Here is a 14575-nt window from a genome sequence, read left to right on the forward strand (position 1 = left end):
CGCTTGTGCGATGCCACCTCCCTCACAGAGGGAGGCTTCATAGCTGACCGCAGCGTTCAGGCCCTCTCCCAGAGGGGGCTGGCGCGGCGAAGCCGTGACTGGGGGAGTTTCTTCAACGGCTCCATTTTTTATTGCCCGGTGCAGTTGCAGTTTGCCGGGCAATACGCTATAATATTCAATGTATCATTCTGTGCTTTCTGGAAGGCACGAAAAACGGAAGACAGGGTAGGTGTCAGAAGTGGAAAAACGTGTGACGGCGGTCCTGGTGGCCGCAGGTTCCTCCACCCGGATGGGGTTCGACAAACTCAGCTTTGATCTGGGCGGGGAGACCGTGGTCCAGCGGAGCATCCGCGCCTTTGCGGAGTGCCCGCTGGTGGATGAGATCGTGCTGGTGGCGGGTAAGAACCGCGCCTTTCTGGAGCAGCAGGCTGCGGCCTGCCCAAAGCCGGTGCAGGTAGTGCCCGGCGGGGCCACCCGCGCCGAGAGCGCGAAGAACGGTGTGCTGGCGGCGCACGGCGACCTTGTGGCCGTCCACGATGCGGCCCGTCCCTTTGTGAGCGAAGCCGTCATCGAGGCGGCCGTCTACGCCGCAGCGGCCTGCGGGGCCGCGGCCCCGGCGGTCCCGGTGAAGGACACCGTCAAGCGGGCTGTGCGCGGCGACGGCAAGACCGTGCCGGAGGCCTGCATGGTGGCCGAAACGCCCGACCGCAGCACACTGTATGCGGTGCAGACCCCCCAGTGCTTCGACCGTGCCGCCTATCTGGCTGCGCTGGAAGAGCTGGATGCAGAAAAGGCCCGCCTCGTCACCGACGATTGCAGCCTGTTCGAGCTGACCGGACGCCCGGTGCAGCTGACCCAGGGCGACTACGCCAATCTGAAGATCACCACGCGGGAGGACCTGCCCCGCCCGCAGCAGAAGGAAGGAGAACCTATGCGCATTGGTCATGGTTATGATGTTCATCGTCTCGTGGAGGGCCGCAAGCTGATCCTGGGCGGTGTGGAGATCCCGTATGAGAAGGGCCTGCTGGGCCATTCCGACGCCGACGTGCTGGCCCACGCCGTCATGGACGCTGTGCTGGGCGCAGCGGCTCTGGGCGACATCGGGAAGCACTTCCCGGATACCGCCCCCGAATATGCCGGGGCCGACAGCCTGATGCTGGCCCGTCATGTGGCCCGCATCGTCCGGGAGAACGGCTGGAAGGTCGAGAACATCGACTCTACCATCCTCTGCCAGAAGCCGAAGCTGGCTCCCTACATCCCCGCCATGCGCGAAAAGCTGGCCGAAGCCTTCGGGATGCCGCTGGACGCCGTGAGCGTCAAGGCCACCACCGAAGAGCATCTGGGCTTTACCGGCGAGGGGCTGGGCATCGCCGTCCATGCGGTGGCTCTGATCGAAACGCTGTAAGCAGGAGAAACTTTCATGACTCTGAACTCGATCATCGCGAATTTCCAGACGTTCAAGCTGGCGGACCTTCTGGATATTATCATCATCGCGTTTCTGATCTATCAGCTGCTGGGCATCATCAACCGCACCCGCGCCGGGCAGCTGGCCAAGGGTGCCCTGCTGGTGCTGGCCGTCTATCTGGTGGCGAACGTGCTCAACATGCGCACGGTCACATGGCTGCTCAACTCGCTGCTGCAGGTCGGCCTGCTGACGCTGGTCGTGCTGTTCCAGCCGGAGATCCGCCGTGCGCTGGAACGGATGGGCCAGACCGACCAGTGGGCCTCGAAGCTCTTCAATGTGAAGGGCCGCTACAACGACCCCAGCTTCAAGGGGGCCTGGCGCAGCGCTATCATCGCCATCTGCGACGCCGCCGAGCGCTTTTCCGAGACCAAGACCGGCGCGCTCATCGTGCTGGAGCGCAGCACCAATCTTTCTGAGATCGTCCGCACCGGCACACCGGTGAACAGCGCGGTCAACCTGGAAGTGCTGGGCACCATCTTCTACGAGGGTACCCCCCTGCACGACGGTGCCGCCATCATCGAGAACGGCCGCATCAAGGCGGCGGGATGTGTGCTGCCGCTGTCCAATAACCTGGACCTCGGCAAGGATATGGGCACCCGCCACCGCGCCTGCCTGGGCATCGCGGAGAACTCCGACGCCATCGCCATCGTCGTCAGCGAAGAGACGGGCATCATCTCCATGGCCAAGAACGGCGTCCTCATCCGCCACTTTGACCGCCAGACCCTGTACACCCGTCTGGTGGATGAGATGATCCCCAAGGAGACCGCCAGCGAAAAGACCGACAACAGCTGGAAGGGCAGAGTCAAGCGCCTGCTGAGCTGGGTGAACCAGAAAGAGGAGGACGAGCAGTCATGAGCAACGAGCCGAACAAGAGCGGCACAAAGCCTGCCATCCAGCACAGCAAGAGCATCCTGGACGACCGTCGCATCCGGTTGCTGCTGGCCGTCGTGGGTGCCATCGTGGCCTGGATGGTCGTCACCATCGTGGTCCAGCCCGGCACCACCAAGACCATCGCCAATGTGCCGGTGGATTTCACCTACGATTCCGCCGCGTACACCTCCCGCGGCCTGAGCATCGTCAACGCTCCGGAAAAATACGTCACTCTGAAAGTTTCCGGCGACGGCTACACCATCGGCAGCCTCACGGCGTCCGATTTCGTCGTCTACCCGGACTGGTCCGGTGTGCGCGACAGCGGCGAGAAGACCCTGCATCTGCAGGTGCGGGGCGTCAACGGCCTGCTGAACGGCGTTACCGTCTCCATCGAGGGCGGCGACAACAGCGTGGACGTGGTCTTTGATGTGGTGGAGGAAAAGACGGTCCCCATCACGGTGACCACCAACTACCTGACCATTGCCGATGGATATATTTTGTATGGGACGGAGCTTTCGAAGGAGAGTGTGACCCTCTCCGGCCCCAGCACCGAGATCGACAAGGTGACCACCTGCACCGCTGAAGTGACCCACAACGGCGAGCTGACGGAGTCCGTCACCCTCGATACCGCCCTGCGGTTCTACACCAACAGCGGCAGCGAAGTCAAGTTCGCGTACACCACGCTGGAAGAGTCAAGCGTGGAGGTCACGCTGCAGGTCTACAAGATGGCCACGCTGCCCGTCAGCGTCAGCTTCATCAACGCCCCGCGCGATTTTGACGACTCGGTGCTGACCTACACGCTGAGCAAGAAGACCCTGAACGTGGCGGGCCCGGCCAGCCAGATCGACAAGATGTCCACCCTGTCCGTCGGCACCATCGACCTGTCCACCTTCTCGCTGAACAAGGTCTATGAAATGCCCATCGAGCTGCCCAGCGATATCCGCCTGCTGGACAACATCTCCACCATCACCGTCAGCTTCGATTCCTCCAAACTGGAGACTAAGACCCTGAATCTGCCCGCCGCGTGTGTGCAGGTGGTCAACCTGCCCTCCACCTATACCCTGACGGTGGAGACCGAGCGTCTGATGAACGTGACCCTCTGCGGCCCGGCGGGCGCGATGGAGGCCCTGACGCCGGAACAGGTCGTCATTGAGATCGACGCAGACGACTTCGCGGTGGCCATCGGCCAGCAGAACATCGCATGCAGACTGTATGTGCCGTCCAACGGCAAAATTTTCGCGCTGGGCAGCTATGTCATCCAGTGCAAGATCGAGAGCAACTAAAACGCAGCCCGCTCCGTCCATACTGTATGCAGGGGGCGGCAATGAAAAAGAAAGCAATCATCGTATGATTTTGGTAAGAGACATCAGGCTCCCCCTTTCCGCCGGGGAGCCGCAGGCCTTTGAAAAAGCGCTGCACCTGGCCCGCATCCCCCGCAGCAAAGCCGCCCATCTCGGTGTGGCAAAGCTGTCGGTGGATGCCCGCCACGGCCAGCCCAGACTGGTCTATACCGTTGCGGTAACGCTCAAGGACGAGGGTGAGGAATCTGCATTTGCAGGGGCCTCGCCCTGCGTTGCTCTCCGCAGCAGGACCGATTTTTCCGTCCGGAACGGCACCGAGCCGCTGGCCCACCGGCCCATCGTCTGCGGGCTTGGCCCGGCGGGGTTGTTCGCGGCGCTGCTGCTGGCCCGGCAGGGCTACCGGCCCATCGTGCTGGAGCGCGGCCCGGCGCTGGACGAGCGGGTGAAGGCGGTGGAGCATTTTTCCGCCACCGGCGAGCTCAATGAGAACGCGAACATCCAGTTCGGCGAGGGCGGCGCAGGCACGTTTTCGGACGGCAAGCTGACCACCCGCATCGGCGATGCGCTGTGCGGCTTTGTCACCGAAGTGTTTTTGCAGCATGGTGCCCCGGCGGAGATCGCCTGGAAGCAGAAGCCGCATGTCGGCACCGATCTGCTCCGGGGCGTCATCACCTCCATCCGGAAAGAGATCGAATCTCTGGGCGGCGAGGTGCATTTCAACACGGCCCTGACCGGCTTTGTGCGGAAGGACGGCAGGCTCGTCGGCGTTCAGACCACGCAGGGCAGCTTCCCGTGCGAGGCGCTGGTGTTCGCGGTCGGCCACTCGGCGCGGGATACCTTTGAAATGCTGATGGACAGCGGCCTTGTGCTGGAGTGCAAGCCGTTCAGCGTGGGCTTCCGGGCGGAGCATCTGCAAAGTGCGATCGAAAAGAGCCTCTACCACGAGGCGGCGGGCCACCCGGCGCTGCCGCGCGGGGAATACCAGCTGTCCCAGCATGTGGGCAGCCGGTGTGTCTACACCTTCTGCATGTGTCCCGGCGGGCAGGTGGTGGCCTCGGCCAGCGAGGCGGGCCGGGTGGTGACCAACGGCATGAGCTACCACGCCCGCAGCGGCAAAAACGCCAACGCGGCGGTGGTGGTCAGCGTGGGAGCCGAGGATTTCGGCAATGACCCGCGCCGGGCCATTGCATTCCAGCGGGAGCTGGAAGCCAACGCCTATCAGGCGGGCCGCGCCGGGGGAGCCTATGCGGCCCCGGCGGAAAATGTCCGGAGCTTCCTCGAAGGCCGGGGAGAACTGCACATCGGCACGGTGGAGCCGACCTACGACCGGGGCGTCGTGGCGGCAGACCTGGGCGCTTTGCTGCCTGGGGAGCTGGCCGACACCCTGCGGGCCGGTCTGCGGGCGTATGAACGCAAGATCGCCGGGTACACCGCGCCGGACGCGGTCCTGACCGGTCTGGAGACCCGCACCAGCAGCCCTGTGCGGCTGAAGCGGGAAGAAGATCTGGAATCGGCCCAGCTGGCAGGGTTGTACCCCTGCGGAGAAGGCGCGGGCTATGCAGGCGGCATCATGAGCGCCGCCGTGGACGGCCTGCGGGTCGCCCGCGTGATCATCGGCCGGTATCGTCCGGCAGAAGGGTGAGAAGATTTTGATGAACGATCGTGAAAACGATAGGATGAAGGAGACCGAAGGCCAGCAGGTGCAGCGGGAACTGGAAGACCAGCTGCGTGAGTTTGGCGACACCATGTCCGATGCGTTCCGCTATGGCTTTGAGGGCCGGGGCATGGAGATCGGCGACCGGGCCTGGGATGTGGGAAAAGCAGCCGTCCATGCGGCCAACTTCGGCATCTCGGAAGCGGGAAAAGCCCTCCGGAACAGCCGGAACGAATACTACAAAGCTCAGCAGGAGGCACAGAAAACCGGGCCCCGGAACGCGGGCGGGATGCCCCAGTGGGCCAGACAGATCTTTGGCCTGAAAGGGGAGCAGACCCCCGTAGACCTGCTGCGTGCAGACTGCAAAAAGCGCCAGAACGGCGGTGCAGCCCTGCTGGCCGTGGGCATCACCTTCATGGTGATCTTCGGGCTGGGGACGCTGGGCTGCCTCATCGGGCTGGGCATTATTTCGCCGGCTGACGTTGTGGTGTCGGCTACGGAGGACGGCAGTGTGCTGATGACGGGCACGGACTACGTTATGAACACCGCCTACAACGCGCTGGGCATCGTCGGCAGCGTGCTGGCCCTTGTCACGGCGGGCTTTGGCTGGATGACGGCCTGTGGTTCCGCCTGGGTGAAAGCCGGAAAGCAGCTGGGGCAGTTCGCCGATCTTGCGGATACCACCGACTACCACAAGGGCCTTTCGGTCCGGATGCTGGCCGATCTCGTCCACCAGAACCGGAAAAAAATGCTGAAGAAGCTGCAAAAATACATCCGCAAAGGCTGGCTGAACGGATGGCTGGATGAAAAAACGGAAACACTCTATCTGACGGCGGAGGATTACCGCGCCGCGCAGGAGGCCAGAGCCGCTGTGCAGGCAGAGCCGGAACCCAAGGCCGAACCGCAGGCGGAACCCCAGGAGACCCCGCTCAACCTCGAAACGACCCGCCGCTTCGCCAAAGTGCTGGCGCAGGAGCAGCAGCTCATGCAGGACGCGCAGGGCGTGGAGGAGCTGGCCCACATGCAGAAGACCACCGAGGCCATCTGTGACTGGCTGGAAGCCCACCCCGAAAGCCTGCCGAAAGCACGGCGGTTCGCGGAATACTATATCCCGACCACCCTCAAGCTCCTGCACACCTACAACGATGTGCAGGGCCAGAAAGGCGATAATGCCGAGAGCATCCGCCGGGACATCGCGGGCATCCTGCATACGCTCAATCAGGCGTATGACAACCTCTACGATAATCTGCTGAGCGATGTGGCGCTGGATGTCTCCAGCGAGATCGCGGCATTGCAGGGAATGCTGGCCAACGACGGCCTGACCGGGGAGGGATTGCGATGACCTGCCGGGCATGGACCTTAAAAGAATTTGACCGCACCGCCCTCAAGGAACTGACCTCCGCCATTGCGGAACAGAACACCGAAGAACTGGAGCAGAACGCTCTGGACGATGAGCCCTGGAGCGAGCAGAAATACGCCGCCACGCTGGCGGCACAACAGAAGGAAGCGGGCCTGCTGGCGGGCGTCCTGGCTGCGCGCGGCATCACCGACCCCGCTGAGGCGCTGACGCTGCTGGCAGGCGAGGAAGAGCTGAGCGACCCCATGCTCCTGACGGACATGGACAAAGCCTGTGCCCGCATCCTCGAAGCCATCGACAAAGAACAGACCATCGTTGTTTACGGCGATTATGATGTGGACGGCGTGACGGCCACGGCCCTGCTGTACCAGCATCTCAAGGGGATGGGCGCAAACGTCAAGTGCATGCTGCCCAGCCGCGAAGGCGACGGCTATGGCCTTTCGAAGAACGCCGTCCAGTCCATCCACGACAAGGGCTGTCAGCTCATCGTCACGGTGGACAACGGCATCTCTGCGCTGGAAGAAGCCGACTTTGCGGCTTCGCTGGGTGTGGACCTCATTGTGACGGACCACCACCTGCCCCACGACACCCTGCCCCACGCAGTGGCCGTTGTGGATCCCCGCCGCGCCGACGACCACAGCCCCTTCAAGGGCCTGTGCGGCGCGGGGGTGGCCTTCAAACTCTGTGCGGCGCTGGATGGCTGCCCGCCGGAAGAGATGCTGGACTACTGCGGCGACCTGGCCGCCGTGGGCACCGTGGCGGACGTCATGCCGCTGACCGGCGAGAACCGCACCCTCGTCAAGGCGGGCCTGAAACTGCTGCAGCAGACCGACCGGCCGGGCTTTTCGGCCCTGCTGGAAGAAGTCGGCTTGGCGGGCAGGCCCATCACGGCCGAGAACGTCAGCTATGCCATCGCGCCCCGCATCAACGCGGCGGGGCGGATGGACAACGCCGTCACTGCGCTGCAGCTCGTCCTCTGCGAGGAGGAGGAGCGCGCCGAGGAGCTGGCGCATAAGCTGAACGAGATCAATGTGGCCCGGCAGGAGACCGAGCAGGAGATCGTCCGGGCTGCGCAGGAGCAGCTGGATGCGGAACCCGCCATCCTCGAAGACCGGGTCATCCTCATCTGGGGCCGGGACTGGCACCCCGGCGTCATCGGCATCGTAGCCTCCCGGCTGGTGGAAAAGACCGGCCGCCCCGTCATCGTCGTCTCGGTGGATGAGCACGGCGAGGGCAAGGGCAGCGGCCGCAGTGTGCAGGGCTTCAACCTGCATGCCTGCATCGCCTCGTGCGAGGACATCCTGCTCCGCTTCGGCGGCCACGCCATGGCGGCGGGCCTCTCGGTGCGGGAAGAGAATCTGCACGAGCTGCGCCGCCGCCTGAACGAGTGGGCCGCGCGGGAGTGCCCCGTGCTCCTCACGCCGCCGCTGGAATGCGACCTGTCCATCCATCTGGACCGCATCACCGTGGAGTCGGTCCGGCGGCTGGAACAGCTGGCTCCCTATGGAGCCGAGAACCCCACCCCCGTTTTTGTGCTGGAAAAGGCCGTCGTCGACGGCATCTACCCGGTGTCGGAGGGCAGGCACTGCCGCCTGCGCCTGCGGCAGGGCAGCGCCAGCATGTATGCCGTCTGGTTCGGGATGCACCCGGAGCAGCTGCCCTATGCCATGGGCGATGTCGTGGACGTTGCGCTGAACCTTTCGGTCTACGATGCGCCGCGCGGGGCACAGCTTTCGGGCCGCATCCTGGAGCTGCACCCGGCGGGGCTGGGCAATGCGGCCGCCGAGCAGACGGCGCTGGTGCAGGCGCTCCGGCGCGGCACCCCGCTCACGGCGGAACAGAAAGCAACCGTGGCGCCCAAACGGAGCGATATCATCACAGTGTACCGTGAACTGCAGGCCCGGCGCTGGCACGCTGAGGATCTGCAGCCCCTGTTCGCAAAGCTGGGGGAGCACAACACCGGAAAAATCTTAGTCGCACTCACCGCTCTCGAACAGGTGGGGCTCATCACGGTGCAGGAATGCGGCGGGGCAAAGTTCTGGGCACTGGTGCCCGCACAGGGCAAGAAGAATCTTGCCGACGCACCGATCTTGAAATGTCTGGAGGAAGAGTAAATGCCAGAGGGAAAAAGTATGCTGGACCCGGTCAAGCCGGAGGATTCTTATTCCGCAAAAACACACCTGCATCAGGCCGTGAGCAACCCGCCGGAAGTGGCGACGGTCGCAGCCACGGCTCTGCCTGCCAACGCCCCCGAAGGGACGCTGCCCAGTGAGGTGCGCCCGGAGATCATCACCTGGGAAAAGCTGGTGGAGGCCATCCAGGCCAGCGGCAAAGCCTACAATATGGAGATGATCCAAAAGGCGTATGACCTGGCCAACAATGCCCACAGGGGCGTCTGCCGCCGCAGCGGCGAGCCCTACATCTGCCACCCGCTGGCCGTGGCCCGGCTGGTGCTGGACCTGGGCATGGACACGGAGAGCATCGCCGCCGCCCTGCTCCACGATGTGGTCGAGGACACCCCCACTACCCTGGACGACCTGAAGGCCGCCTTTGGCGAGGAAGTGGCCCTGCTGGTGGACGGTGTCACCAAGCTGACCAAGATCCAGTTCTCCAACATCGAAGAGCTGCAGGCTGAGAACCTGCGCAAGATGCTGCTGGCCATGAGCCGCGACGTCCGCGTGATGATCATCAAGCTCTGCGACCGGCTGCACAACATGCGCACCGGCGATGCCTGGCCTGAACAGAAGCGCCGCGACAAGGCCCGCGAGACGATGGAGGTCTATGCTCCCATCGCCAACCGCCTGGGCATCCTGAACGTGAAGGAAGAGCTGGAAGACCGCAGCCTGCACTATCTGGACCCCGTGGGCTACAACGAGATCAGCAAGATGCTGAGCGAGCGCGCGGGCGAGGAGTTTCTGGCCAGCGTGTCCGGCGTCATTGAGCAGCGGCTGGAAGAGAGCGGCATCGAGGGTGCGACCATCAAGCGCCGCGTCAAGAGCATCTACGGCATCTACCGCAAGACCATCATGCAGAACAAGTCCTTCGACGAGATCTACGATATCTATGCGGTCCGCATCATTTTGGATACGCTGGCCGAGTGCTACAGCACTCTGGGCCTCATCCACGATATGTACCACCCGCTGCCCAACCGCTTCAAGGATTATATCTCCACCCCCAAACCCAACGGCTACCAGAGCCTGCACACCACCGTCATCGGGCACGAGGGCATCCCCTTCGAAGTCCAGATCCGCACCCGCAAGATGGATGAACAGGCCGAGTACGGCGTTGCGGCCCACTGGAAGTACAAAGAGGGGCTGGACGGCCACGACAAGCTCGATGAGCGTCTGGCCTGGGTCAGCCAGCTTCTGGAAAATCAGCGCGTCAGCGAGGATTCCGGCAACCTGCTGCACGACCTGAAGAGCGACCTGCTGCCGGAGGAGGTCTTCGCCTTCACCCCGAAGGGCGATGTCATCAACCTGCCCGCCGGTGCCACCTGCATCGACTTCGCCTATGCCATCCACTCTGCCGTCGGCAACCGGATGGTGGGCTGCAAGGTGAACAACCGGATGGTCCCCATCGACCACATCGTCTCCACCGGCGAGATCATCGAGGTCATCCTCGGCCCGGCGGACAAAGGCCCCAGCCGCGACTGGCTCAAGATCGTGCGCACCAGCGAGGCCAAGAGCAAGATCCGCAACTGGTTCAAGAAGATGCGCCGGGAAGAGAACATCCAGCAGGGCCGCGATGCGCTGGCCCGCGAACTGCGCCGCGAGATGATCTTCATCCCGGACGACGAGCTGGATGATTTCATCGGCAGCTGCTGCCGCCGCCTGCGCCAGAACAACGCCGAGGAGCTGTATGCGGCCATCGGCTACGGCGGCATCACCATCGCCAACTGTCTGCCCAAGCTGAAAGAGGAGTGGCAGAAGCTCAAGGCCGAGGAAGACAAGACCGAACAGCTGGCCAAAGTGGATCTGAGCAAGGTCCATGCCACCGACGGCGTCGTGGTGGAAGGGTTCGACAACACCCCCATCAAGTTCGCCAAGTGCTGCTCGCCGCTGCCCGGCGACCCCATCGTGGGTTTCATCACCCGCGGGTTCGGCGTCTCCATCCACAAGCAGAGCTGCGCCAATGCCATTTCCAGCATGAAGGACCCCACCAACGCCCCCCGCTGGGTCAAGGCGTACTGGGCCGACAGCGTCAAGGACAGCTACAAGGCCGGCCTTGAGATCGTGGCGCTGGACCGCAACGAACTGCTGCGGGACGTGCTGAGCGCTCTGGCCGACATCCGGGTGCCCATCTACACGATGAACGCCCGCCAGGTGGAAAACAACTGCGCCGTGGTCAGCCTGACCATCGGCATCAACAACACCGAGCATCTCAACCGGGTGGTAGCCCGCCTGTCCAAGATCAAAGATGTGCTCAAGGTCACAAGGAGTTAAACCATGCGTGCAGTCATTCAGGCCGTTTCGTCGGCCAGTGTCCGGGTCGATGGGGGCGAGCCCCGCGCCATCGGCCCCGGCCTTGTCATCCTGCTGGGCGTCCGCGACACCGACTCGCTGGACATCGTGCCCAAACTGGCCGAAAAGTGCGCGGGCCTGCGCATCTTCAAGGATGAGAACGACAAGCTGAACCTCAGCGCAAAAGACCTTGGGTATTCGGCGCTGGTGGTCAGCCAGTTCACCCTGTATGGGGACACCCGAAAGGGCTTCCGGCCCAGTTTCATCCACGCAGCCAAAGCCCCGCTTGCAGTGGACGCCTACGAGCTGTTTCTGGCCGAGATGAACAAACAGGGCCTCCGGGAGGTCCGGCACGGAGAGTTCGGGGCGGATATGCAGGTGGCTCTGGTCAACGAGGGGCCCTGCACCATCGTCATCGACACCGACGAGTGGAAAAAGAAGGATTGAGAGGGATAACATGCAGGCATTTCATCTTCTCGGCTCTGCGCCGTTTTACACCAACAGTTTTCTGCTGCTCACCAAGGCCGGCCATGCGGTCATCATCGACCCGGCGGCCGGGGTGCAGGAGTACGATCAGATCCTGCGGGACCACGGTGCCGTGCTGACGCACATCCTGTGCACCCACGGCCACTACGACCATGTGGGCAGCGCCGGTGTGCTGAGCCGCGAGTGGGGCGCAAAGATCTGGTGCGAAGCCGCCGACTGCGCCGGGACCCAACTCTTCCCCCTGAAGAGCGCCGATTTCGGTTATGGAGAGGGAACCAACCTTTTGGTGGATGAGCTGACCTTCACCGCATGGCACACCCCCGGCCACACCGAGGGCAGCGTGGTGCTGCTGTGCAGCGAGTATCTCTTTGTGGGCGATACGGTCTTTCAGGGCAGCATCGGCCGCACCGACCTCGAAGGCGGCAGCGACCGCAAGCTGGAGGCGAGCCTGCGCAAGTTCGCGGGCCTGCCCATCCCCAAAGAGACCCAGCTCCTGCCCGGCCACGGGGATTTCTCGACCTATGGCGAGGAGCTGGAGACCAACTATTATATCAAAGCCGCACTGCGGAACGCATAAAAAAGGCAGGAACACATGAAGATCTATATCACAGGGCTTGCATCCGGCTACGAGGTCGAGCATCTGGTCCGGCTGTTTTACCCAATGGCACCGCTCACCCTGACCCCGCCCGAAGCCGGGGAGGACTGTGTGTGGGCCGAGCGGAAGCCGGACGGTCTGCTGGCGCTGGTGCGGGAGCACGGCGGGCAGGAGACCGTCTCCGCCCCGCTGCCGGGGCCGGACGGCGAGACCGAAGCCTTTGCCCTTGCCAGCCTGACCTATGACCTGCTGCGCCGCTGGACGGGCATCCGCCCGCCCTGGGGCAAGATGACCGGTGTGCGCCCGGTCCGACTCATCCACGACAAGCGCGCCGCCGGTTGGAGCGAAGCGGAGATCGACCGCTTTTTCCTGAGCCGGTTCGACTGCTCGGAGCAGAAATACCAGATGGCCAGAGCCATTGCCGATCTGCAGGAGCCGATCCTGCGCCTGGGCAGCGAGCCGAAGACCTACAGCCTGTACATCGGCATCCCGTTCTGCCCCTCCCGGTGCAGCTATTGCAGCTTCGTCAGCTGCAATCTCGACCGGGACCGCAAGCTGGTGCAGCCCTATGTGGACTGCCTCTGCCGCGAGGTGGAGGAGATCCGGGCGCAGGCAGAGCAGGCCGGGCTGAAGCTGTGCAGCATCTACATCGGCGGCGGCACGCCCACCAGCCTTTCGGCAGACCAGCTCCGCCAGCTGATGGGCACCGTGCGGCAGTGCTTTGACCTTTCCTGCGTCGTGGAATACACGGTGGAGGCAGGCCGCCCCGACTGCACCGACGCCGAAAAGCTGGCCGTCATCAAGGAGTATGGGGCGACCCGCATCTCCATCAACCCCCAGACCTTTTCGGACGAGGTGCTGGCCGGCATCGGCCGCCGGCACTCGGCGCAGGACATCCTGGACTGCTTTGCCGACGCCCGGAAGGCGGGCCACGACGACATCAACATGGACCTCATCGCGGGCCTGCCCGGCGACACCGTGGAGGGCTTTGAGCGCAGCCTGCGGCAGGCCATCGCGCTCGACCCGGAGAACATCACCGTCCACACCCTGACCCTTAAGCGGGCTTCCCGCATCGTCATCGAGGACCAGAGGGAGAACGACTACGCCGATGTGGCCGCCATGCTGGAACGCTGCCATCTACTGGCAGAGGCGGGCTACCGGCCCTACTACCTCTACCGCCAGAAGAATACCCTGCAAAATCTGGAAAACGTGGGCTGGTGCAAGCCAGGCCACGAGGGATATTACAACATCTATATCATGGAGGAAGTCCAGACCATCCTTTCCGCAGGCGCGGGCGGCAGCACCAAGCTGGTGGCCGACGGCGGAAAACGGATGCAGCGCATCTTCAACTTTAAGTACCCGACCGAATACATCCAGCGCTTTGCGGAGGTTCTGGAACGGAAAAAAGGAGTGGCTGATTTTTATGATCACGATTTGGGTCCCGAAACGTCTGGTGGAGATCGACCTTTATAACATTGCCGCCCGCAGCCCGGAAGCGCTGGCGGAGATGAGCGAGCGCAGCTACCGCGAGCGGGTCCGCTACGCGGCCGAAAAAGTCCGCTTTTCCGGCACCAAGATCGTCATGTTCACCGGCCCATCGGCCAGCGGCAAGACCACCTCGGCCCACAAGCTGGCCGAAGAACTCATCCGGCAGGGCACACCGGCCCATGTGGTCAGTCTGGACAATTTCTTCCGGGGCGCGGAGTTCTACCCCCGGATGCCGGACGGTACACTGGACTACGAGAACCCCGACACCATGGATCTGCCCCTCATCCGGCAGTGCCTCCGCGAGCTGAGCGAGACGGGAAAGACCGTGTTGCCGATCTACGATTTCACCAGCGAGAAGCGCTCGGATGCGACCGAACCCGTGGACCTGCAGGGCGGCGTCTGCATCGTGGAGGGCATCCACGCCCTCAACCCGGAGCTGACCAGCCTTGTGCCCGGTGAGGAAGTCTACCGCATCTATGCCGGTCTGCGGGAGGAATACTGCATCGACGGCCGCCGGGTCATCAACACCCAGGACATCCGCCTGTGCCGCCGCACCCTGCGCGATGCCGCCGCCCGCGGCCGCAGCCCCGAAAAGACCCTTGCCATGTGGGACCGCGTCCTGGACGGCGAGACCCGGTATATCAAGGGCTTCAAGACCACGGCGGACTTCCTGCTGGATACCTCCTTCACCTACGAGATGGGCCTCATCGCCCAGCTGCTGCAAAAGGTGCGCCGCCAGTTCGTGCTGGAAGGCCACAATGCCGAGCTGTGGGACGAGACGGCCCGCCGGTTCGAGCATGTGGCCCCCCTGCCGCTGGACCTGCTGCCTGCCGACAGTATGCTGCGGGAGTTCTACGGCAGCGAGGCGAACTGACGAAGGGCTGTCCGGAGTTTGTGTA

Annotated in this window: 11 protein-coding genes; all 11 read left to right on the forward strand. The window is 63.6% G+C overall.

Features of this window, described 5'->3' with window-relative positions; translation table 11 throughout:
* Positions 1-229: 229 nt before the first annotated feature.
* The 11 genes from ispF (at position 230) to DWY95_RS01905 (ending at position 14550) form a co-directional block, all read left to right on the forward strand.
* Positions 230-1405, forward strand: coding sequence for a 2-C-methyl-D-erythritol 2,4-cyclodiphosphate synthase (gene ispF, locus DWY95_RS01855; protein ID WP_243082511.1), 1176 nt, complete (start codon positions 230-232; stop codon positions 1403-1405).
* 15 nt (positions 1406-1420) lie between these two features.
* Positions 1421-2320: a diadenylate cyclase CdaA gene (gene cdaA, locus DWY95_RS01860; protein ID WP_097792561.1), complete on the forward strand. Its 900-nt coding sequence runs from the start codon at positions 1421-1423 to the stop codon at positions 2318-2320.
* On the forward strand, positions 2317-3618 hold the full coding sequence (locus DWY95_RS01865) for a CdaR family protein (RefSeq protein WP_118551841.1): 1302 nt from the start codon (positions 2317-2319) through the stop codon (positions 3616-3618). The genes cdaA and DWY95_RS01865 overlap by 4 nt, the downstream gene beginning before the upstream one ends.
* Positions 3619-3682: 64 nt before the next feature.
* On the forward strand, positions 3683-5278 hold the full coding sequence (locus tag DWY95_RS01870) for an FAD-dependent oxidoreductase (RefSeq protein WP_118551843.1): 1596 nt from the start codon (positions 3683-3685) through the stop codon (positions 5276-5278).
* A gap of 10 nt (positions 5279-5288) precedes the next feature.
* Positions 5289-6632, forward strand: coding sequence for a 5-bromo-4-chloroindolyl phosphate hydrolysis family protein (locus DWY95_RS01875; protein ID WP_243082513.1), 1344 nt, complete (start codon positions 5289-5291; stop codon positions 6630-6632).
* Positions 6629-8761 carry a single-stranded-DNA-specific exonuclease RecJ gene (gene recJ, locus DWY95_RS01880; RefSeq protein WP_118551847.1) on the forward strand — a complete coding sequence of 711 codons (2133 nt, stop codon included), beginning with the start codon at positions 6629-6631 and terminating at the stop codon, positions 8759-8761. The genes DWY95_RS01875 and recJ overlap by 4 nt, the downstream gene beginning before the upstream one ends.
* Positions 8762-11089: a bifunctional (p)ppGpp synthetase/guanosine-3',5'-bis(diphosphate) 3'-pyrophosphohydrolase gene (locus DWY95_RS01885; RefSeq protein WP_118551849.1), complete on the forward strand. Its 2328-nt coding sequence runs from the start codon at positions 8762-8764 to the stop codon at positions 11087-11089.
* 3 nt (positions 11090-11092) lie between these two features.
* Positions 11093-11554 carry a D-aminoacyl-tRNA deacylase gene (gene dtd / locus DWY95_RS01890; protein WP_097792555.1) on the forward strand — a complete coding sequence of 154 codons (462 nt, stop codon included), beginning with the start codon at positions 11093-11095 and terminating at the stop codon, positions 11552-11554.
* Between the two features lie 10 nt (positions 11555-11564).
* Entirely contained in the window at positions 11565-12170 is a 606-nt protein-coding gene (locus DWY95_RS01895) for an MBL fold metallo-hydrolase (protein WP_118551851.1), read from the forward strand.
* 15 nt (positions 12171-12185) lie between these two features.
* The gene (hemZ, locus tag DWY95_RS01900; protein WP_118551853.1) at positions 12186-13661 is read left to right on the forward strand and encodes a coproporphyrinogen dehydrogenase HemZ; all 1476 of its coding nucleotides are present in this window, start codon (positions 12186-12188) and stop codon (positions 13659-13661) included.
* Entirely contained in the window at positions 13612-14550 is a 939-nt protein-coding gene (locus tag DWY95_RS01905) for a nucleoside kinase (protein ID WP_118551855.1), read from the forward strand. The genes hemZ and DWY95_RS01905 overlap by 50 nt, the downstream gene beginning before the upstream one ends.
* Positions 14551-14575: the final 25 nt, after the last annotated feature.

Source organism: Faecalibacterium sp. AF28-13AC (assembly GCF_003478405.1).
Classification (GTDB): Bacteria; Bacillota; Clostridia; order Oscillospirales; family Ruminococcaceae; genus Faecalibacterium; species Faecalibacterium prausnitzii_E.